Genomic DNA, 19076 nt, shown 5'->3' with positions numbered 1-19076 from the left:
GGCGGGTCCGGAGCCCTGGAGGGTGATACGGCCACCGCTCGCGGTGGCCGTGCGTGTCGGGGGCGGCGGCCCGGTCGGGGCCGCCGCCCCGTGCGCCGTCACCAGGTGGTGTCGCCGCGGAGTACCGCGTCGGCGCCGCCGTCGGCGAAGACGACCTGGCCGGTGACGAGGGCGTTCTCGCGCGAGGCCAGCCACGCGATCAGCGGAGCGATCTGCTCGGGGCGGGCGTGGCCGTGCAGGGGCATCGGCACGCTCCGCTCGACGAGGACCCGCATCTCCGGGTCGTCGAGCAGCGGCCGCGTCAGGGGGGTGACGACCACTCCGGGGGCCACGGCGTTGAGCGGGACGCCCGCACCGGCCCAGTCGTCGGTGACGGCCGCGCGACGGACCCAGCGGGATATCGCCGCCTTGGACGAGGAGTAGACGAGGTGCCCCTCGCCGCGGTCGACGGCAGCCCGCGCGGCGGCCACCGCCGCCGTCTCGTCCCCGGCGAGCGCGGCGGCCACGATCGCGGGGTCGGTCGGGTGCACGGAGTCGACGGATCCGACGACCACGGCCCGGGGATCGGAGCCCGCCGCGAGCAGCGGGCGCAGACCGTCGAGCGTGGCCACGGCACCGAAGTGGTTGACCTCGACCGTGAGGGCGTCGAAGTGGGCGACGCCGGCGCAGGCGACGACGACGTCGAGCCGGCCGCCGGTCAGGTCGCGGGCCCGGGCGACGAGTTCGGCCCGGCCTTCGGCGGTGGACAGGTCGGCCCGGATGTCGCCGTCGGCGAGGTCCGCGGCGATGACGGTGTCGCCCCGCCGCCGCAGGAGGGCGGCGGTGGCGTGGCCGATGCCGGAGCTCGCTCCGGTGACCAGGCAGGTTCGTGACACGGCGGTCTCCTCGTCAGGAGTAGGTGATCTGGACCAGGTCGGTGAGGGGCAGGGCCTGGCAGGCCAGGACGTACCCCTCGGCGATGTCCTGGTCGTCGAGGGCGTCGTTGCGAAGCATCTTGACCTCGCCCGCCACGACGCGGCAGGTGCAGGCGCTGCAGGCGCCCTCGCGGCAGGAGTACGGGGCGTCCACGCCCGCGGCCAGGAGCACGTCGAGCAGGGGTGCCGCCGCCGGCCAGGCGACCGTGTGGGTCCGGCCGTCGAGCTCGACCTCGGCGGTGCCGCCACCGGTCGCGGCGGTGTCCCCGGGGACGTCCGGCGCGTCGAAGACGTCCGCGCCGAGGGAGAAGAACCGTTCCCGGTGGATCCGGTCGCCGGGCGCGCCCAGCGTGCGCAGGGCCTGTTCGACGGCGTCCATGAGCGGCTGCGGGCCGCACACGAAGGCCTCGCGGTCGGCGTACGGCGCGAGGGCGGCGGCCAGCCGGTCCACGGAGGGCAGTCCCTGGAGCGACTCCAGCCAGTGGACCACGAGCAGCCGGTGCGGGTGGTCCTGGGTGAGCGCCCGCAGTTCGTCACGGAAGACGACCGAGGACTCGTCGCGGTTGGCGTACAGCAGCACCACCCTGCCCCGTCCCGCGGCCAGGGCCGACTTGGCGATCGACAGGACCGGGGTGATGCCGCTCCCTCCGGCGACGAGCAGCAGGTCGCCGTCGAGGGAGTCCGGGGTGAAGGTGCCCGCCGGGGGCAGCGCCTCCAGCTCGTCCCCCGCCGTCAGCCGGTCGCAGACCCAGTTGGAGCCGTATCCGCCGGCGACCCGTTTGACGGTGATCTTCAGGGGCTCGCCGGTGTGGGGCGAGCTGGCCAGGGAGTAGCAGCGGGCGGCGTGGCCGCCGTCCGCGCCGGGCAGTCTCAGGGTGAGGAACTGACCCGGCCGGTACGTGAAGCGGTGGGCGCTCTCCGGTGGCGCCTGGAGCACCAGGGAGTGCGCGTCGGCCGTCTCGGCGATGACCTCGACGACGCGCAGCCGGTGGGTGCCAAGGGCCGTCGCGGGTTCAGGCATCGTGGGCCTCCGTGGTTGCAGTGCCCGCCGTGCCGGAATCCGGGGTGCCGACCGTCAGGGTGCCGTCCGCGACCGCGCGGTCGATGCTCGACCGCAGCGACCGGCAGGTCCGTATCCGGGCGCTGGTGCCGCCGTGGGCCACCCGGTCGCGGAACTCCGCGCAGACGAGGGCCGCGTCCGCGGTCCACTGCACGGAGGTGTGGGCGATGCCGAACTTCTCGCAGAGGACCTGGTTGCCGCAGGCCGCGCACTCCACCGGTCGCATGTCAGGCTCCGCTTTCCGTCTCCGCCGCGCGGCGCGCGAGGTTCTCCTCGACCTCGGCGCGCCAGGCCGTGTTGGCGCGCCGGGTGTCGATCTCGAACTCGAAGCGGCGGGTCATCTCGTCCTTGACGTCGGCGACGTCGACGTAGAACTGCTCGTACCAGCGCCGCAGTTGGTAGACGGGTCCGTCCTCCTCGGTGAGCAGGGGGTTGTCGATGCGGGTCTTGTTCCGCCAGATCTCGACGTCCTGCTCGAAGCCGACGGTGGCCCCTTCGGCGGTGAGCCGTGCGGCCTCGGCGGCCTGCTCGTCCGTCATCCCGGGCAGTCGCCGGACGATCGCCCCGTACTGGAGCAGGAAGCCGTTCTCGTCGATCGGGTAGTGGCAGTTGATGAGGACGATCTCCATCTCCGCGCCGCCGCCGACGTCGCTGTAGAGGTGGTCGATCATGTAGGAGGGGCCGAAGTAGGAGGCGTCGGAGCGCAGCCGGCCGGAGCTGAGGGTGCCCAGTTCCATGTCACCGCGGGGGCTGCTCTCCATGTACTGGGTGGCGACGTGGCCGTCGAAGACGTTCTTGAAGTACTCCGGGAAGGCGTAGTGGACGTAGTAGAAGTGCGCCATGTCCACGACGTTGTCCACGATCTCGCGGCAGTTGGCGCCCTCGACCCGGAGGGTCTTCCAGGTCCAGTCGCTCCACTGGTCGGCGTCCGGGCCGTGGACGCCCGCGATCTCGGGGACGGTGACCTCCGGGGGCGGCGGGTTGCCCTCGGGGTCGTTCCAGACGAAGAGCTGCCTGTTGCGCTCCAGGGAGGTCCAGGCGCGGGTCCTGGCGCGCGGCGGGACCCGGCGGGCGTACGGGATGCCGGCGCAGCGGCCGTCGCCCGACCAGCGCCAGTCGTGGAAGGGGCAGGCGACGGCGTCGCCCTTGACGCTGCCCTGGGCGAGGTTGCCGCCCATGTGCGGGCAGTAGGCGTTCAGGACGTGGAGCCGTCCGTCGTCCTGTCCCTGGAAGACCACCAGCTTGGTGCCGAAGGCCTCGATCTCGTGCGGCTTTCCGTCCTTGAATCCCTCGGCGAGTCCGAGGCAGTGCCAGCCCCGGGCGAAGCGCGCCGGCGGCCTGCCCGCCTCGATGACCCGGACCTCGTCGTTGAGAGCAGTCATCTCGTCCCTCCTGGTGTCGTGTCGGTTCAGTTCTGCGCGGCGAGTTCGACGGCGATGTCGATGAGCTGGTCCTCCTGGCCGCCGACCAGGCGGCGTTCGCCCGCGCGCAGGAGGATCTCGGCGCCGGAGACGCCGTAGCGCTCGGCCTGCCGGTAGGCGTGCTTGAGGAAGCTGGAGTAGACGCCGGCGTGGCCCATCAGGAGGGCGAGCCGGTCGAGCCGGCACTCCTCGTCCATGACGGGGCGGACCACGTCCTCGGCCGCGTCGATGATCTTCAGTACGTCGACGCCGGTACGGATGCCCATCTTGGCGCAGACGGCGACGAGTGCCTCGACGGCGGTGTTGCCCGCGCCGGCGCCCAGCCGACGCGTGGAGCCGTCGATCTGCAGCGCCCCGGCCTTGATCGCGGCGATGGAGTTCCCGGTGCCCAGGGCCAGGTTCTCGTGTCCGTGGAAGCCGACCTGGGCGTCGTCGCCGAGTTCGGCGACCAGCGCCTCCACCCGGGTGGTGACGTCGTCCATGACCATGGCGCCGGCCGAGTCGACCACGTACACGCACTGGCAGCCCGCGTCGGCCATGACGCGGCCCTGCCGCGCCAGGTCCTCCGGGGTCGTGGAGTGGGCCATCATCAGGAAGCCGACGGTCTCCAAACCCATCTCCCGGGCGAGTCCGAAGTGCTGGACCGCGATGTCGGCCTCGGTGCAGTGGGTGGCGATGCGGCAGATGCTCGCGCCGTTGCCGTGGGCGGCGCGGATGTCGTCCTTGACGCCGAGGCCGGGAAGCATCAGGAAGGCGATCCGCGCCCGCCGCGCGGTCTCCACGGCGGCCCTGATCAGCTCCTGTTCGGGCGTTGCGGAGAAGCCGTAGTTGAACGAGGATCCGCCGAGCCCGTCGCCGTGCGTCACCTCGATCACAGGGACGCCGGCGTCGTCGAGGGCCGCGACGACGGACCGGACGTCGTCGGCGGTGAACCGGTGCCGCTTGGCGTGCGAGCCGTCGCGCAGCGAGGAGTCGGTGATCCGGATGTCCAGGGTGTCCGAGTAGGGCATGTGGTGTGCTCCTTTACGCGCCCGGGGCGAGGAGCGCCTTGGCGAACTCCTCGCCGACCTTGGTGGCGGCGGCGGTCATGATGTCGAGGTTTCCGGCGTAGGGCGGCAGGTAGTCGCCCGCTCCCTCCACCTCCAGGAAGATCGCGACGCGTGCCGTCCCGCCGTTCTCGGGGCTCGGGTCGTCGAACTGCGGCTCGGCGCGCAGCCGGTAGCCGGGCACGTACGCGGCGACCTGGTCCGCGACCTCCTTGACGGAGAGGGCGATGGCGGCCCGGTCGGCGTCCTCGGGGATCGCGCAGAACACGGTGTCCCGCATGATGACGGGCGGCTCGGCCGGGTTCAGGATGATGATGGCCTTGCCGCGCGCCGCGCCGCCGATGGTCTCGATGCCGCGCGAGGTGGTGCGGGTGAACTCGTCGATGTTCGCGCGGGTTCCGGGTCCGGCCGACACGGACGCCACCGAGGCGACGATCTCGGCGTACGCCACGGGGACGACCCGTGAGACCGCGTGCACCATGGGGATGGTGGCCTGCCCGCCACAGGTGATCATGTTGACGTTGGGCCGGTCGAGGTGTTCGCGGAGATTCGCGGGCGGCACGACGGCGGGGCCCACGGCCGCCGGCGTCAGGTCGACCGCCTTGATGCCGAGTTCCGCGTAGCGCGGGGCGTTGGCCCGGTGGACGTAGGCACTGGTGGCCTCGAAGACGATGTCGGGCTTCTCGTCCTGGGCGAGCAGCCAGTCGACGCCTTCGTGACTGGTCTCCAGGCCCACCCGCGCGGCCCGGGCGAGACCCTCGCTGCCGCGGTCGACGCCGATCATCCAGCGGGGCTCGACGTGCTCGGACCTGAGCAGCTTGTACAGCAGGTCGGTGCCGATGTTGCCGGATCCGACGATGGCGGCGGTCGCCTTTGTCTTGATGGTCATGATTACCTCAGATGAACGAGAGGGAGACGGAGCCGAGCCCCGAGAACCCGGCGGTGAAAGTCGCCCCGGCCGCCACGTCGACGGCCCGCGTGCACGAACCGGGCAGCACCACATGCCCCTTCCTCAGGGGCACGCCGAAACGCGCGACGGTACGGGCGAGCCAGGCGACGGACACGGCCGGATCGCCGAGCACGGCGTCGCTGCGCCCCTCGGCGAGCAGCTCGCCGCCGCTCGTCAGCCGGGCGTCGATCGCCTTCAGGTCGAGCTCGCGGGGGTCCCGGCCCTCCCCGATGACGTATCCGGCGGAGGAGGCGTTGTCCGCGATGGTGTCGGCGATGGTGATGCGCCAGTCGCGGATCCTGCTGTCGATCAGTTCCAGCGCGGGCACGACGCGCTCGGTGGCCGCGAGGACGTCCGCCGGGGTGCAGCCCTCGCCCGGCAGGTCGTCGCCGAGGACGAAGCCGACCTCGACCTCGACGCGCGGTCGGCAGTAGCGGGCGGCGGTGACGGGGACGCCGGACCGCAGCTCCATGTCGTGGAGCAGATGGCCGTAGTCCGGTTCGTCGACGCCCATCATCCGCTGCATGACCGGGGAGGACAGGCCGACCTTGTGGCCGCGCACCTCCGCGCCGGCCGCGAGGCGGTGCCGGATGTTGACGAGCTGGATCTCGTACGCGTCCTCGGTGTCGATGCCGGGGAACGCCTCGGTCAGCGGGGCGATCGGCGTGACGCCGTGTTGGGCGGAGCGGAGCAGCTCGGCCGCCTCGAGTCTCTGGCGGTCCGTGAGCATGGCGGGTCCCTCCTACGGGCGGTTGGGGCTGTCCGGCGAGGCTAGGCCGGTGCCGCCGCGCCCTGGGAGCGCCCGTTCCCGGTGAGCGGGAAAGGCCGACGGGGCCCGCCGCCCGTTGTGGACGATCGCCGCGCGGGACGATGGCCCACAACGGGCGGGTGGGCACGTCCGGCAGGGTCAGCGGGTGCCGTAGACCGGGTGCGGGGGTTCCGAGGCCGCCAGGAGTTCCAGGGCCGTCTCGCCCGCCTCCGCCGGGGTCCGGCGCGCGCCCTTGTCGGCCGTCGGGCCGGGGCGCCAGCCCTCCATGACGGTGATCCGGCCGGCCTCCGCCTCGAAGACGCGGCCGGTGACCCCGGCCGACGCGGCGGAGCCCAGCCAGACGACGAGCGGGGAGACGTTCTCCGGAGCCATGGCGTCGAAGCCGGTCCCTTCCGGCGCGGCCATGGTCTCGGCGAAGGTCTGCTCGGTCATCCGGGTGCGGGCGGCGGGGGCGATCGCGTTGACCTGGACCCCGTAGCGGGCCGTCTCGGCGGCGGCGACGAGGGTGAGGCCGACGATCCCGGCCTTGGCGGCGGCGTAGTTGCCCTGGCCGACGCTGCCGAGCAGGCCCGCGCCGGAGCTGGTGTTGATGACCCGTGCCACGGGCTCGCGCCCGGCCTTGGCCTCCGCCCGCCAGTGCGCGGCGGCGTGTCGGAACGGCAGGAAGTGGCCCTTGAGGTGGACGCGCATGACGGCGTCCCAGTCGTCCTCGTCGAGGTTGACCAGCATGCGGTCGCGCAGGAAGCCGGCGTTGTTGACGAGGGTGTCGAGGCGGCCGAACGCGTCCAGGGCGGTGGCGACGAGGGAGGCCGCGCCGTCGGCGGTGGCGATGTCGCCGCCGTGGGCGACCGCTTCTCCGCCGGAGGCGGTGATCTCGTCGACGACCCGCTGGGCGGGGGCCGTGCCGCCGCCGGTGCCGTCGAGTCCGACGCCGAGGTCGTTGACGACGACCTTGGCGCCTTCGGCGGCGAAGGCGAGCGCGTGCGCGCGGCCGAGTCCGCGGCCGGCTCCGGTGACGATGACGACGCGTCCGTCGCACAGTCCGGTCATGATGGGTGCCTTTCGGTGAGTGGGTTCAGTGGTTGGCCGTGGCCGCGTCCAGGAAGGCGGGACGTTCCCCGCCTCCGTGCACGAGCAGGCTGGCGCCGCTGATGTACGCGGCGCGGTCGGAGGCGAGGAAGACGCAGGCGTCGCCGATGTCGGAGGGCTCGGCGAGCCGGCCGAGGGGGACGGTGCGGCCGACGGAGGCGATGCCGTCCTCGTCCCCGTAGTGCAGGTGGGAGAGTTCGGTGCGCACCATGCCGGGGAGGATCGTGTTGACCCGTACCAGTGGCGCCCATTCGACCGCCATGGACCGGGCGAGGTTGTCGAGGCCCGCCTTGGCGGCTCCGTAGGCGGCGCTGCCCGGTGAGGGGCGGGTTCCGCTGACGCTGCCGATCATGATGACGGTTCCGCCGGTGGGTTGCCGGCGCATCACCTCGTACGCGGCGAGGGAGGCGGTCAGCGGGGCGACGAGGTTCAGTTCGACGACCCGGGCCTGCTGCTCGGCCGCCCCGTCGCCGAGCATCCGGAACGGCGTTCCCCCGGCGTTGTTGACCAGGACGTCCAGCCGTCCGTGGTCGCCGCGCACCCTGTCGAAGAAGTCCGCGACGGCGGCCGGGTCGCGCAGGTCGACGGGGAGGAAGCGGGCGGTGCGCCCGGCCGCTTCGACGGGCTTGTCGGGGGCTCTCCGGGCGCAGGTCACGACCTCCGCGCCGGCTTCGAGCAGGGCTCTGGCGATGCCGGCGCCGACGCCTCGCGTGCCGCCGGTGACGACGGCGACGGATCCCGACAGATCGATGGTGACTGGCAATGGACACCTCCCGCAGCGCGCGAACCGCTGCTACCTTTCCACCTAACAAACGTTTGGTGGAAAGGTAGCTGATCTGCTCATGGGTGTCTCCACCTCCGCCCCGGACAAGGGCATCGCCGTCGTCACCGTCGACTTCCCCCCGGTCAACGCCCTCCCCGTGCGGGGCTGGTACGACCTCGCCGCAGCCGTACGCGCCGCCGGAGCCGATCCCGAGGTGCGCTGCGTCGTGCTCACCGCGGAGGGCCGCGGCTTCAACGCGGGCGTCGACATCAAGGAGATCCAGCGCACGGCCGGACACGACGCCCTCCTGGGCGCCAACCACGGCTGCTACGAGGCCTTCGCCGCCGTCTACGACTGCGAGGTGCCGGTGGTCGCCGCCGTGCACGGCTTCTGCCTCGGCGGCGGCATCGGCCTGGTCGGCAACGCCGACGCGATCGTCGCCTCCGAGGACGCGACCTTCGGCCTGCCCGAGCTCGACCGGGGCGCGCTCGGCGCGGCCACGCACCTCGCGCGGCTGGTCCCCCAACAGCTCATGCGGGCCCTGTACTACACCTCGCGCACGGTCACCGCCGAGGAACTGCACCGGCACGGCTCGGTCTGGCGGGTCGTCCCGCGCGAGCGACTGCTCGGCGCGGCCCTGGAGCTGGCCCGCGAGATCGCCGCCAAGGACGGCCGGCTGATCCGGCTGGCCAAGGAGGCGATCAACGGCATCGACCCGGTGGACGTCCGCCGCAGCTACCGCTTCGAGCAGGGCTTCACCTTCGAGGCCAACCTGAGCGGCGTCGCCGACCGCGTCCGCGACGCGTTCGGCAAGGCCGGCACCGACGCGAGGGACCTCACCGTCGACACGGACAAGGAGCAGCAGTCGTGAGCAGGGACAAGACGATGACCGCCGAGGAGGTCGTGGGCCGGCTCCGCAGCGGGATGACGATCGGCATCGGCGGCTGGGGATCCCGGCGCAAGCCGATGGCGCTGGTACGGGCACTGCTGCGGTCGGACCTCACCGATCTGACCGTGGTCTCGTACGGAGGCCCCGACGTCGGCCTCCTCGCCGCCGCCGGGAAGATCCGCAAGCTGGTCGCGGCGTTCGCCACGCTCGACTCCATCCCCCTGGAGCCGCACTTCGTCGCGGCCCGGCAGCGCGGCGGCTTCGAGCTGGTGGAGCTGGACGAGGCCATGGTCATGTGGGGGCTGACCGCCGCCGTGCACCGGCTGCCGTTCATGCCCATCCGGGCCGGGCTCGCCTCCGACGTGATGACCGTCAACCCGCGACTGCGCACGATCACGTCCCCGTACGAGGACCGCGAGGAGCTCGTGGCGGTGCCGGCCCTGCGCCTGGACGCCGCGCTGGTCCACCTGAACCGTGCCGACGTGCACGGCAACGGCCAGTACCTGGGCCCCGACCCGTACTTCGACGACCTGTTCTGCGAGGCCGCGGACACCGCCTACGTCTCCTGCGAGCGGATCGTGGAGACCTCCGAGCTGCTCAAGGACGCGGGGCCGCAGTCGCTGCTGCTCAAGCGCGCGTTCGTCGACGGCGTCGTGGAGACCCCGAACGGCGCGCACTTCACCTCCTGCGCCCCCGACCACGACCGGGACGAGGCCTTCCAGCGCGCGTACGTCAAGGCGGCCCGGGACCCGGAGGGATGGCGGGAGTTCACCGCCCGCTTCCTGTCCGGCGACGAGGACGCCTACCAGGCCGCGGTCGCGGCGTTCCACGAGGAGGAAGCATGAGCGGCACCGACACGACGACGGCCCCGGCCGCGACGCGGGCCGAGTACTGCGTCGTCGCCTGCGCCGAGGCGTGGCGGGGCGCGGGCGAGGTCCTGGCCAGCCCCATGGGCACCGTCCCGATGATCGGCGCCCGCCTCGCCAGGCTGACCTTCTCCCCCGACCTGCTGCTGACCGACGGCGAGGCGCTGCTCATCGGCGACGTGCCCGCCGTCGGTGCGGCGCCCCGCGTGGTGGAGGGCTGGCTGCCCTACCGCCAGCACCTGGCGCTGGTCACCACCGGGCGCCGGCACGTGATGATGGGGGCGAGCCAGATCGACCGGTACGGCAACCAGAACATCAGCTGCGTCGGCGACTGGGCGCGGCCGAAGCGGCAGCTCCTCGGCGTGCGGGGAGCTCCGGTCAACACCCTGAACAATCCGACCAGTTACTGGGTCCCCAAGCACTCGACGCGCGTCTTCGTCGAGCGGGTCGACATGGTCTGCGGCGTCGGCTACGACCGGGCCGCCGCGGCGGGCCCGGCCGTGAGCCGCTACCACCGCCTCCCGGATGTCGTCAGCGACCTGGGCGTCTTCGACTTCGAGACGCCGGACCGCACCATGCGGGTGCGGTCCCTGCACCCCGGCGTGACCGTCGAGCAGGTCCTGGAGGCGACCGGCTTCGCGCTGACCGTTCCCGACGAGGTGCCGTACACCCGCGAGCCCACCGCGGAGGAACTGCGCCTGATCCGCGAGGAGATCGACCCGAAGGGGCTGCGCGACCGGGAGGTCCCCTCATGAGCGGCGTCACGATCGCCACCCGCCTCACCGAACTCGTCGGGGTGCGCCACCCCGTCGTCCAGACCGGCATGGGGTGGGTGGCGGGACCCCGCCTGGTCTCGGCGACCGCCGACGCGGGCGCCCTCGGGATCCTGGCGTCGGCGACGATGTCCGTCGAACAGCTCCGCTCCGCGGTGCGCGAGGTCAAATCCCGTACGGACGCGCCGTTCGGCGTGAACCTGCGGGCGGACGCCGGGGACGCGGCCGAGCGGGTGGGGATCATCATCGACGAGGGCGTGAAGGTCGCCTCGTTCGCCCTCGCGCCCTCCCGCGAGCTGATCACCCGGCTCAAGGACGCGGGCGTCGTCGTCGTCCCCTCCATCGGGGCGCGGCGGCACGCCGAGAAGGTCGCGGCGTGGGGCGCCGACGCGGTGATCGTGCAGGGCGGGGAGGGCGGCGGCCACACCGGGAGCGTCGCCACCACCGTCCTGCTCCCCCAGGTCGTGGACGCCGTGGACATCCCGGTCGTCGCGGCCGGCGGCTTCCACGACGGCCGGGGCCTGGTCGCGGCGCTCGCCTACGGCGCGGCCGGTGTCGCCATGGGCACCCGCTTCCTCCTCACCTCCGACAGCACGGTCCCCGACGCGGTGAAGGCCCGCTATCTGGCCGCGGCCGTCAAGGACGTCACCGTCACCACGAAGGTGGACGGGCTGCCGCACCGGATGCTGCGCACGGAACTCGTCGACGCGCTGGAGCGCTCGGGCCGGGCGGCCTCGCTGCTGCGGGCGGTCCGGCACGCCTCGGCCTTCCGGCGGGAGTCCGGCATGACCTGGGCGGACATGATCCGCGACGGCCTGGCCATGAAGCACGGCAAGGACCTGACGTGGAGCCAGGTCCTGCTCGCCGCCAACACCCCGATGCTGCTCAAGGCGTCCATGGTGGACGGCCGCACCGATCTCGGCGTGATGGCCTCAGGTCAGGTCGCGGGAGTCATCGAGGACCTGCCGTCCTGCGCGGAACTCGTCGAACGCCTCATGGCCGAGGCCCGCGCCACGCTCGACGCGCTGTCCGCGAAGGACTGACCCACGGCCGGCCACGGCCCGGCCCCCTCACACACGAACGTCCGCCGGGGTGCCGTCACCCCGGCGGACGCCTGTCCCGGCCCGCTCCCTCCCGCTCCCTCCCGCACCGACCCGACCCGACCCGAACGGAACCGCCATGCCGATCCAGCGGCTGAACCACGCCGTCCTCTTCGTCTCCGACCTGGAGCGCAGCCTCGCCTTCTACCGGGACGTCCTCGGATTCCGGCCGCTGCCGCAGGCGTTCCCCGGGGCGGCCTTCCTCCAGGCGGCCGGCTCCGCCAACGACCACGACCTCGGACTGTTCCGGTCGCCCGAGCCGGGTTCCGGACCGCGCACCGGGCGGGTCGGCCTGTACCACCTGGCCTGGGAGGTGGACACCCTGTCGGAGCTGGGCCGCGTGCGGACCCGGCTGGCCGGGGCCGGGGCGTTGACCGGGGCGAGCGACCACGCCTCCACGAAGGCCCTCTACGCCCGGGACCCGGACGGCATCGAGTTCGAGGTGTGCTGGCTGGTGCCGGACGCCGCCGTCGCCGGGGAGCCGGCCGCGATGACCTCGCCGACCCGCCCGCTCGACATCGACGCCGAGATCGCGGTCTACGGTGCGGAGACCCCGGGAGGTCCCCGTACCGATCACGGCGTGTGGCGCGAGGTCTTCGCCGCCGGACCCGGGGGCGTCAGAGACGCTCGATGACGGTGACGTTCGCCTGACCGCCGCCCTCGCACATGGTCTGGAGGCCGTAGCGGCCGCCGGTGCGCTCCAGTTCGTGGAGCAGGGTGGTGGTCAGCTTGGTGCCGGTCGCGCCGAGGGGGTGGCCGAGGGCGATGGCGCCGCCGTTGACGTTGACCTTGTCGGGGTCGGCGCCGGTCTCCTTCAGCCAGGCGAGGACGACGGGGGCGAAGGCCTCGTTGATCTCGACGAGGTCGATGTCGTCGAGGGTCATCCCGGCCTTCTTGAGGGCGTACGCCGTCGCCGGGATGGGGGCGGACAGCATGCGGATGGGGTCCTCGCCGCGCACGGACAGGTGGTGGACGCGGGCGCGCGGGGTCAGTCCGTGTTCCCGTACGGCGCGTTCCGAGGCGATGAGCATCGCCGAGGCGCCGTCGGAGACCTGCGAGGACACGGCGGCGGTGATGCGGCCGCCCTCCACCACGGGCTTCAGGCCGGCCATCTTCTCCAGGGTGGTGTCGCGGCGGGGGCCCTCGTCGGTGGTGACGTCCCCGTAGGCGACGATCTCCCGGTCGAAGCGGCCCTCGTCGATGGCGCGGGCGGCCCGCCGGTGCGAGCGCAGGGCGAACTCCTCCATGTCGCGGCGAGAGATGCCCCACTTGGCGGCGATGAGTTCGGCGCCGTGGAACTGGTTGACGGGCTGGTCGCCGTAGCGGGCGCGCCAGCCGACGGAGCCGACGTACGGGCCCTCGGTGAGGCCGAGCGGGTCGGCGGCCTGGCGGCTGGCGAAGGCGATGGGGATCATCGACATGTTCTGCACGCCGCCGGCCACGACGAGGTCCTGGGTGCCGGACAGGACGCCCTGCGCGGCGAAGTGCAGGGCCTGCTGGGAGGAGCCGCACTGCCGGTCCACGGTCGTCCCGGGCACCTCCTCGGGCAGTCCGGCGGCCAGCCAGGCGGTGCGGGCTATGTCGCCGGCCTGCGGGCCGACGGTGTCGAGGCAGCCGAAGACGACGTCCTCGACGGCGGCCGGGTCGGCGCCCGAGCGCTCCATGAGCGCCTTCAGCACATGGGCGCCGAGGTCGGCCGGGTGGACGGCGGACAGTCCGCCGTTCCGCCTGCCGACGGGGGTGCGTACCGCTTCGACGATGTAGGCCTCGGCCATGGTCACTCCTTCTTCGTGCGACGTTCGTACGTCCGGTGTCCGTCACGGAGGGCGACGCCCTCCAGCACCATCGACAGGTACTGGCGGGCGATCTCCTCCGGGCTGTGCTGTCCGCCCGGCCGGTACCAGGACGCGGCGACCCAGACGGTGTCGCGCACGAAGCGGTAGGTGAGCCGGACGTCGAGGTCGGTGCGGAAGACCCCGGCGGCCGCGCCGCGTTCCAGGGTCGTGAGCCAGGCCTCCTCGAATCTGCGTTGCGAGCCCGCGAGGTAGCCGAAGCGCGGCTGCTCGCGCAGGTGCCCGGACTCCTTCTGGTAGATGGCGACGGCGGCGCGGTGCCGGTCGATCTCGCGGAACGATTCGGTGACGAGGGCCTCCAGGGTCTCCCTGGGGCCGAGCAGCGCGGCGAGCACGGCGTCGTACCGGGCCCACAGCTCGTCCAGGAAGGCGCGGAGGATCTCGTCGAGCATCGACTCCTTGGAGTCGAAGTGGTAGTAGAGGCTGCCCGCGAGCAGGCCGGCCGCGTCGGCGATGCGGCGGACGGTGGTGGCGTCGTAGCCCTGCGCGGCGAACACCTCGGCCGCCGTGTCCAGGATCTCGCGGCGCCGCTCCGGCGCCGGTCTCACGGGTGCTGGCTGCTGACGGAGAGGACCTCCCCCGTCAGGTAGGAGGAGTACCCGCTGGCCAGGAAGACGATCACGTTGGCCACCTCCCACGGCTCGGCGTGGCGTCCGAAGGCCTCGCGGGAGGTCAGTTCCTCCAGGAGTTCGGGGGTGGTGACCTTCACCAGGTGCGGGTGCATGGCGAGGCTCGGGGAGACGGCGTTGACCCGTACGCCGTACTCGGCGGCCTCCAGGGCGGCGCAGCGGGTGAGGGCCATCACGCCGGCCTTGGCCGCGGCGTAGTGGGCCTGGCCCTTCTGGGCCCGCCAGCCCACCACCGAGGCGTTGTTGACGACGACGCCCCCGGCGCCGGCGGCCTTCATGCGGCGCAGCGCGGCGCGGGTACAGCGGAAGGTGCCGTTGAGGGTGACGTCGAGGACCTTGTCCCACTGCTCGTCGGTCATGTCGACGAGGTCGGCCGTGCCGCCGAGGCCCGCGTTGTTGACGACGACGTCGAGGCGTCCGTGGCGCTCGACGGCGAGGTCGAGCAGTGCGGCGACCTGGGTCTCGTCGGTGACGTCGCAGGGCAGGGCGGCGACGCGTCCGGCGCCGAACTCCGCGGCCAGCTCGGCCTCGGATTCCTTCAGTCGGCGGGCGTGGGCGTCGGAGAGGACGACCTTCGCGCCTTCTTCCAGGAGCCTTCGGGCGGTCGCGCCGCCGATGCCGGCGCCCGCGGCGGCGGTGACGACGGCGGTGCGGCCGGCGAGCAGGCCGTGGCCCGGTACGTAGGGCGGAGGCGTGTGCGGGGTGGTCACGGGCGGACCTCCTTGGGCAGGCCGAGGACGCGCTCGGCGATGATGTTCCGCTGGATCTCGTTGGAGCCGGCGTAGATGGTGTCGGAGCGGGAGAACAGGTACAGCCGCTGCCAGTCGGTGAGGTCGTACGGCTCGCCGGCGGCGAGCATGCCGTCGGCGCCGCAGACGTCCATGGCGAGTTCGCCGAGTTCCCTGTGCCAGGTGGCCCAGAAGATCTTCCCGATGGACGCCTCGGGGCCGGGGGCCCCGGCGGCGACTCCGCCGAGCATGCGGAGCGCGTTGAACCGGATGGTCTCCAGGCCGATCCAGGCGCGGGCGATCCGGTCGCGGATCAGCGGGTCGGCGGCGGCGCCGTTGCGCCGGGCGAGTGCGATGACGGACTCCAGCTCGCGGCGGAAGCCGACCTGCTGGCCGAGGGTGGAGACGCCCCGCTCGAAGCCGAGGGTGGCCATGGCCACCCTCCAGCCGTCGCCGGGGGCGCCGACGAGGTGGGAGGCGTGGGTGCGGGCGCCGTCGAAGAAGACCTCGTTGAACTCCGAGGTCCCGGTCAGCTGGACGATGGGCCTGATCTCGACGCCGGGCCCGCGGAGGGGGACGAGGAGGTAGGACAGGCCCTGGTGTCGGGTCGATCCGGGCTCGGTGCGGGCGACGACGAAGCACCAGTCGGCTTCGTGCGCGAGCGAGGTCCACACCTTCTGTCCGGTGACCACCCACTGGTCGCCGTCCCGTTCGGCGCGGGTGCGGACGTTGGCCAGGTCGGAGCCGGCGTCCGGCTCCGAGTAGCCCTGGCACCACAGTTCCTCGGCGGCGACGATCGGCGGGAGGAACCGCTCGCGCTGTTCGGGGGTGCCGAAGGCGATGAGGGTGGGGCCGAGGAGCTGTTCGCCGATGTGGTTGACGCGGGCGGGGGCGTCGGCGAGGGCGTACTCCTCGTGGAAGGCGACCTGCTGTTCGAGGGTCGCGCCCCGTCCGCCGTACTCCTTGGGCCAGCCGACGCAGGTCCATCCGTCGGCGGCCATGTGCCGTTCCCAGGCGAGGCGTTCGGCGTGCGCCTCGTGTTCCCGTCCGGGTCCGCCGCGCCCGCGCAGGGCTGCGAACTCGCCCGTGAGGTGGGAGCGCAGCCAGCTGCGGACCTCTCTGCGGAACTCCTCGACGTTGCTCATGGCCGTACGTTAACCTACCAAACACTTGTTAGGGAAGGAGGGCGGATGTCCGCTGCCCGCACCGCGTCCACGCCGCCGGTCCGCTACGAACGCCTCGGCCCCGTGGCCGTGGTCACCATGGACCGGCCCGATTACCGCAACGCCCAGAACTCCGCGATGACGTACGCCCTCGACCGCGCCTTCTACCGCGCGGCCGACGACGACGAGGTCAAGGTCGTCGTGCTCGCCGGAGCGGGGAGGCACTTCTCCGCCGGCCACGACATCGGCACCCCCGAACGGGACGCGCACCTGCCGTTCGACCGCAAGGCCGGCCTCTGGTGGGACCACTCGGACAAGCGCGGCGCGGAGAGCCGCTTCGCCCGCGAGTCCGAGGTCTACCTCGGCATGTGCCGGCGCTGGCGCGAACTGCCCAAGCCGATGGTCGCGTCCGTGCAGGGGGCCTGCGTCGCGGGCGGCCTGATGCTCGCGTGGGTGTGCGACCTCATCGTCGCCGCCGAGGACGCCTTCTTCGCCGACCCGGTGGTGCGCATGGGCATCCCGGGCGTCGAGTACTTCGCCCACCCCTGGGTGATGCCCCCGCGCGTCGCCAAGGAGTTCCTCTACACCGGCGACCGCATGGGCGCCCGGCGCGCGTACGAGGTCGGCATGGTCAACCGGGTCGTCCCGACCGCGGAACTGACCCAACGGACCATGGAGTTGGCGACCAGGATCGCCGAGATGCCCCGCATGGGCCTGGCCCTGGCCAAGCGCGCCGTCAACCAGGCCGAGGACCTGCAGGGCCTGCACACCGGCATCGACTCGGTCTTCGGCCTCCACCACCTCGCGCACGCGCACAACGCCGAGACCGCCCCCGACTCGCTGGGCGGCATGGACATACGCTCGATGAAGGCGGCAGGAGCCTGACATGGACCTCGACTTCTCCGCGGCGGAGGACGCCTTCCGGGCCGAGGCCCGCACCTGGCTCGCCGCGCACGTGCCCGCCACTCCCCTGCCCTCCCTGGAGACGGAGGAGGGCTTCGCCGCCCACCGGGAATGGGAGCGGACCCTGTTCGCCGACCGCTGGTCGGCGGTCTCCTGGCCCGAGGAGTACGGCGGCCGGGGCGCGTCGATCCTCCAGTGGCTGATCCACGAGGAGGAGTACTACGCCGCCGGCGCCCCCGGCCGGGTCAGCCAGAACGGCATCAACCTCCTCGCCCCCACCCTCTTCGAGCACGGCACGGACGAACAGCGAGCCCGCGTCCTGCCCTCCATGGCGAGCGGCGAGGTCATCTGGGCCCAGGCCTGGTCCGAGCCCGAGTCCGGCTCCGACCTCGCCTCGCTGCGCTCCACCGCCCGCCGGACCGACGGCGGCTGGCTCCTGAACGGCCAGAAGACCTGGTCGTCCCGGGCGGCCTTCGCCGACCGTGCCTTCGGCCTGTTCCGCAGCGACCCCGACACCGCGAGGCCGCACCAGGGTCTGACGTACCTGATGTTCCCGCTGGGCGCCGACGGCGTGACCGTACGCCCCATCGGACGTCTCGACGGCAAGCCCGCCTTCGCCGAGCTCTTCCTCGACGACGTCTTCGTGCCCGACGAGGACGTGATCGGCGCGCCGGGACAGGGCTGGCGGGTAGCGATGAGCACCGCGGGCAACGAGCGGGGGCTGACCCTGCGCAGCCCGGGCCGGTTCACGGCCGCCGCCGAGCGCCTCACCGCCCTGTGGCGGGAGAACGCCGACCCGGCCGACACCGCCCTGCGCGACCGGGTCGCCGACGCGGTCGTCGGAGCCCGCGCCTACCGGCTGTTCACCTACGCCAACGCCTCACGGATCGCCGCCGGAGGCACGATCGGCGCCGAGTCCAGCCTCAACAAGGTCTTCTGGTCCGAGCTCGACATCGCGCTCCACGAGACCGCCCTCGACCTCCTCGGACCGTACGGCGAACTGTCCGACGAGGCAGCCGACGCGCCCGCGCACGGCGGCTGGGCCGAAGGACACACCTTCTCCCTCGCCGGGCCCGTCTACGCCGGCACCAACGAGATCCAGCGCGACATCATCGCCGAGCGGCTGCTCGGCCTCCCGAAGGGACGCCGGTGATGCGGTTCCTCCTCGACGACGAGCAGCGGGAGTTCGCCCGCTCCCTCGACGGCATGCTCACGGCGGCCGACACCCCCGGGGCCGTACGGGCCTGGGCGGCCGGCGACACCACGCCCGGCCGTGAGCTGTGGACGCGGCTGGCGGAGGCGGGCGTCTTCGCCCTCGCCGTACCGGAACGGCACGACGGCCTGGGCCCCCTGCCGGTCGAGACGACCGTCGCCTTCACCGAGTTGGGCCGCCACGCCGTGCCGGGGCCGCTGGTGGAGACGGTCGCGGCGGCCGCGCTCCTCGACGCGCTGGGCGACACCGGTGCCACCGCGCTGCTGCCGCAGATCGCCACCGGCAAGGCGGTCGTCTCGCTGTGCGTGCCGGCGCTCGGCGGGCCCTACGCCCTGGACGCGGACGCCGCCGACGCCGTGCTCCTCGTCGAGGGCGACACCGTACGACTGGCGGAAGCCGCCGGGCCCGTACAGCCCTCGGCCGACCCGGCTCGCCGACTGGCCCGCCCGCTCGGCGGAACCGTCCTGGCGAAGGGCCCGGCGGTGACCGCCGCGACCGCGCACGCCGCCGAGGTCGCCGCCCTCGCCACCGCCGCGCAATGCCTCGGCCTCGGCCGTGCCCTCCTCGACCGGACCGTCGAGTACGTCGGACAGCGCCGCCAGTTCGGCGTCGCCATCGGCTCCTTCCAGGCGGTCAAGCACCGTCTCGCCGACACGCTCATCGCCCTGGAGTTCGCCCGGCCGCTGCTCCACTCCGCCGCCCTGGCCCTGGCGGAGGGAGCGGACCACCGCTCCGCCGAGATCGCCGCGGCGAAGGTCACGGCGGGCGAGGCCGCGTACGCCGCCGCCCGCACCGCCCTGCAGCTCCACGGAGCCGTCGGCTACACGGAGGAGCTGGACCTCGCCCTGTGGATCCGCAAAGCGCGTCCCCTCCGCGACGCCTGGGGCACGCCCGCGGCCTGCCGCGCCCGCGTCCTCGCCTCCTGAACCCGCCCGACCCGAGAGGAGC

Annotated in this window: 21 protein-coding genes; 8 read left to right on the top strand and 13 right to left on the bottom strand. The window is 73.0% G+C overall.

Annotated elements, in window-relative coordinates; genetic code table 11:
- Positions 1-98: 98 nt before the first annotated feature.
- The 9 genes from OO54_RS15375 to OO54_RS15335 form a co-directional block, all read right to left on the bottom strand.
- A complete protein-coding gene (locus OO54_RS15375; RefSeq protein WP_033203457.1) occupies positions 99-875 on the bottom strand; it encodes an SDR family oxidoreductase in 777 nt (258 codons plus the stop codon).
- Between the two features lie 13 nt (positions 876-888).
- Positions 889-1935 (bottom strand): ferredoxin--NADP reductase, encoded by a 1047-nt coding sequence (locus OO54_RS15370; protein WP_051786965.1) that lies wholly within the window; start codon positions 1933-1935, stop codon positions 889-891.
- Positions 1928-2200 (bottom strand): hypothetical protein, encoded by a 273-nt coding sequence (locus tag OO54_RS15365; protein WP_051786964.1) that lies wholly within the window; start codon positions 2198-2200, stop codon positions 1928-1930. Before OO54_RS15365 ends, OO54_RS15370 begins: the two co-directional genes overlap by 8 nt.
- 1 nt (position 2201) lies before the next feature.
- Positions 2202-3356 (bottom strand): 3-ketosteroid-9-alpha-monooxygenase, oxygenase component, encoded by a 1155-nt coding sequence (locus OO54_RS15360; RefSeq protein ID WP_033203455.1) that lies wholly within the window; start codon positions 3354-3356, stop codon positions 2202-2204.
- A gap of 26 nt (positions 3357-3382) precedes the next feature.
- Positions 3383-4405: a 4-hydroxy-2-oxovalerate aldolase gene (gene dmpG / locus OO54_RS15355; protein WP_033203454.1), complete on the bottom strand. Its 1023-nt coding sequence runs from the start codon at positions 4403-4405 to the stop codon at positions 3383-3385.
- A 13-nt stretch (positions 4406-4418) separates the two neighbouring features.
- Positions 4419-5330, bottom strand: coding sequence for an acetaldehyde dehydrogenase (acetylating) (locus tag OO54_RS15350; RefSeq protein ID WP_200146671.1), 912 nt, complete (start codon positions 5328-5330; stop codon positions 4419-4421).
- A 7-nt stretch (positions 5331-5337) separates the two neighbouring features.
- Positions 5338-6120: a 2-keto-4-pentenoate hydratase gene (locus OO54_RS15345; protein WP_033203452.1), complete on the bottom strand. Its 783-nt coding sequence runs from the start codon at positions 6118-6120 to the stop codon at positions 5338-5340.
- 177 nt (positions 6121-6297) lie between these two features.
- Positions 6298-7209 (bottom strand): SDR family oxidoreductase, encoded by a 912-nt coding sequence (locus tag OO54_RS15340; protein WP_033203450.1) that lies wholly within the window; start codon positions 7207-7209, stop codon positions 6298-6300.
- A gap of 25 nt (positions 7210-7234) precedes the next feature.
- Positions 7235-8011, bottom strand: coding sequence for an SDR family oxidoreductase (locus tag OO54_RS15335; protein ID WP_033203448.1), 777 nt, complete (start codon positions 8009-8011; stop codon positions 7235-7237).
- 79 nt (positions 8012-8090) lie between these two features.
- Between OO54_RS15335 and OO54_RS15330 the strand changes: the two genes are divergently transcribed.
- The 5 genes from OO54_RS15330 (at position 8091) to OO54_RS15310 (ending at position 12273) form a co-directional block, all read left to right on the top strand.
- A complete protein-coding gene (locus OO54_RS15330; protein WP_033203447.1) occupies positions 8091-8882 on the top strand; it encodes an enoyl-CoA hydratase family protein in 792 nt (263 codons plus the stop codon).
- A gap of 14 nt (positions 8883-8896) precedes the next feature.
- Positions 8897-9745, top strand: coding sequence for a CoA transferase subunit A (locus tag OO54_RS15325; protein ID WP_033203514.1), 849 nt, complete (start codon positions 8897-8899; stop codon positions 9743-9745).
- Positions 9742-10521, top strand: coding sequence for a CoA-transferase subunit beta (locus OO54_RS15320; protein ID WP_033203445.1), 780 nt, complete (start codon positions 9742-9744; stop codon positions 10519-10521). The genes OO54_RS15325 and OO54_RS15320 overlap by 4 nt, the downstream gene beginning before the upstream one ends.
- Entirely contained in the window at positions 10518-11582 is a 1065-nt protein-coding gene (locus OO54_RS15315; protein WP_033203444.1) for an NAD(P)H-dependent flavin oxidoreductase, read from the top strand. Before OO54_RS15320 ends, OO54_RS15315 begins: the two co-directional genes overlap by 4 nt.
- Before the next feature lie 136 nt (positions 11583-11718).
- Positions 11719-12273, top strand: coding sequence for a VOC family protein (locus OO54_RS15310; protein WP_033203442.1), 555 nt, complete (start codon positions 11719-11721; stop codon positions 12271-12273).
- Here OO54_RS15310 and OO54_RS15305 read toward each other — a convergent pair.
- From OO54_RS15305 to OO54_RS15290, 4 genes are read right to left on the bottom strand one after another with little or no spacing between them, the layout of a single operon-like run.
- The gene (locus OO54_RS15305) at positions 12257-13414 is read right to left on the bottom strand and encodes an acetyl-CoA C-acetyltransferase (protein ID WP_033203440.1); all 1158 of its coding nucleotides are present in this window, start codon (positions 13412-13414) and stop codon (positions 12257-12259) included. The genes OO54_RS15310 and OO54_RS15305 overlap by 17 nt on opposite strands.
- 2 nt (positions 13415-13416) lie before the next feature.
- Positions 13417-14040 (bottom strand): TetR/AcrR family transcriptional regulator, encoded by a 624-nt coding sequence (locus tag OO54_RS15300; RefSeq protein WP_033203438.1) that lies wholly within the window; start codon positions 14038-14040, stop codon positions 13417-13419.
- Positions 14037-14831: an SDR family oxidoreductase gene (locus OO54_RS15295; RefSeq protein WP_033203436.1), complete on the bottom strand. Its 795-nt coding sequence runs from the start codon at positions 14829-14831 to the stop codon at positions 14037-14039. The genes OO54_RS15300 and OO54_RS15295 overlap by 4 nt, the downstream gene beginning before the upstream one ends.
- Positions 14828-15994 (bottom strand): acyl-CoA dehydrogenase family protein, encoded by a 1167-nt coding sequence (locus OO54_RS15290; protein ID WP_033203435.1) that lies wholly within the window; start codon positions 15992-15994, stop codon positions 14828-14830. Before OO54_RS15290 ends, OO54_RS15295 begins: the two co-directional genes overlap by 4 nt.
- A 45-nt stretch (positions 15995-16039) precedes the next feature.
- Between OO54_RS15290 and OO54_RS15285 the strand changes: the two genes are divergently transcribed.
- The 3 genes from OO54_RS15285 to OO54_RS15275 are packed head-to-tail and all read left to right on the top strand — an operon-like array spanning position 16040 to position 19054.
- The gene (locus tag OO54_RS15285) at positions 16040-16897 is read left to right on the top strand and encodes an enoyl-CoA hydratase (RefSeq protein WP_033203433.1); all 858 of its coding nucleotides are present in this window, start codon (positions 16040-16042) and stop codon (positions 16895-16897) included.
- A 1-nt stretch (position 16898) separates the two neighbouring features.
- The gene (locus OO54_RS15280) at positions 16899-18068 is read left to right on the top strand and encodes an acyl-CoA dehydrogenase family protein (protein ID WP_033203432.1); all 1170 of its coding nucleotides are present in this window, start codon (positions 16899-16901) and stop codon (positions 18066-18068) included.
- On the top strand, positions 18068-19054 hold the full coding sequence (locus OO54_RS15275) for an acyl-CoA dehydrogenase family protein (RefSeq protein WP_033203430.1): 987 nt from the start codon (positions 18068-18070) through the stop codon (positions 19052-19054). Before OO54_RS15280 ends, OO54_RS15275 begins: the two co-directional genes overlap by 1 nt.
- Positions 19055-19076 lie beyond the last annotated feature (22 nt).

Source organism: Streptomyces wedmorensis (assembly GCF_000716445.1).
GTDB classification, from domain to species: Bacteria; Actinomycetota; Actinomycetes; order Streptomycetales; family Streptomycetaceae; genus Streptomyces; species Streptomyces wedmorensis.
Note: the sequence above shows the minus strand (reverse complement) of the source record. Positions and strands in the feature narration are given on the sequence as shown.

What these genes read in the sequence shown, in the direction of transcription:
- OO54_RS15350 (WP_200146671.1), bottom strand. Translation starts at nt 5,330, where the DNA reads ATGACCATCAAGACAAAGGCGACCGCCGCCATCGTCGGATCCGGCAAC.
- OO54_RS15315 (WP_033203444.1), top strand. Translation starts at nt 10,518, where the DNA reads ATGAGCGGCGTCACGATCGCCACCCGCCTCACCGAACTCGTCGGGGTG.
- OO54_RS15310 (WP_033203442.1), top strand. Translation starts at nt 11,719, where the DNA reads ATGCCGATCCAGCGGCTGAACCACGCCGTCCTCTTCGTCTCCGACCTG.
- OO54_RS15320 (WP_033203445.1), top strand. Translation starts at nt 9,742, where the DNA reads ATGAGCGGCACCGACACGACGACGGCCCCGGCCGCGACGCGGGCCGAG.
- OO54_RS15280 (WP_033203432.1), top strand. Translation starts at nt 16,899, where the DNA reads ATGGACCTCGACTTCTCCGCGGCGGAGGACGCCTTCCGGGCCGAGGCC.
- OO54_RS15330 (WP_033203447.1), top strand. Translation starts at nt 8,091, where the DNA reads ATGGGTGTCTCCACCTCCGCCCCGGACAAGGGCATCGCCGTCGTCACC.
- OO54_RS15345 (WP_033203452.1), bottom strand. Translation starts at nt 6,120, where the DNA reads ATGCTCACGGACCGCCAGAGACTCGAGGCGGCCGAGCTGCTCCGCTCC.
- OO54_RS15360 (WP_033203455.1), bottom strand. Translation starts at nt 3,356, where the DNA reads ATGACTGCTCTCAACGACGAGGTCCGGGTCATCGAGGCGGGCAGGCCG.
- OO54_RS15325 (WP_033203514.1), top strand. Translation starts at nt 8,897, where the DNA reads ATGACCGCCGAGGAGGTCGTGGGCCGGCTCCGCAGCGGGATGACGATC.
- OO54_RS15290 (WP_033203435.1), bottom strand. Translation starts at nt 15,994, where the DNA reads ATGAGCAACGTCGAGGAGTTCCGCAGAGAGGTCCGCAGCTGGCTGCGC.
- OO54_RS15275 (WP_033203430.1), top strand. Translation starts at nt 18,068, where the DNA reads ATGCGGTTCCTCCTCGACGACGAGCAGCGGGAGTTCGCCCGCTCCCTC.
- OO54_RS15340 (WP_033203450.1), bottom strand. Translation starts at nt 7,209, where the DNA reads ATGACCGGACTGTGCGACGGACGCGTCGTCATCGTCACCGGAGCCGGC.
- OO54_RS15370 (WP_051786965.1), bottom strand. Translation starts at nt 1,935, where the DNA reads ATGCCTGAACCCGCGACGGCCCTTGGCACCCACCGGCTGCGCGTCGTC.
- OO54_RS15285 (WP_033203433.1), top strand. Translation starts at nt 16,040, where the DNA reads ATGTCCGCTGCCCGCACCGCGTCCACGCCGCCGGTCCGCTACGAACGC.
- OO54_RS15365 (WP_051786964.1), bottom strand. Translation starts at nt 2,200, where the DNA reads ATGCGACCGGTGGAGTGCGCGGCCTGCGGCAACCAGGTCCTCTGCGAG.
- OO54_RS15305 (WP_033203440.1), bottom strand. Translation starts at nt 13,414, where the DNA reads ATGGCCGAGGCCTACATCGTCGAAGCGGTACGCACCCCCGTCGGCAGG.
- dmpG (WP_033203454.1), bottom strand. Translation starts at nt 4,405, where the DNA reads ATGCCCTACTCGGACACCCTGGACATCCGGATCACCGACTCCTCGCTG.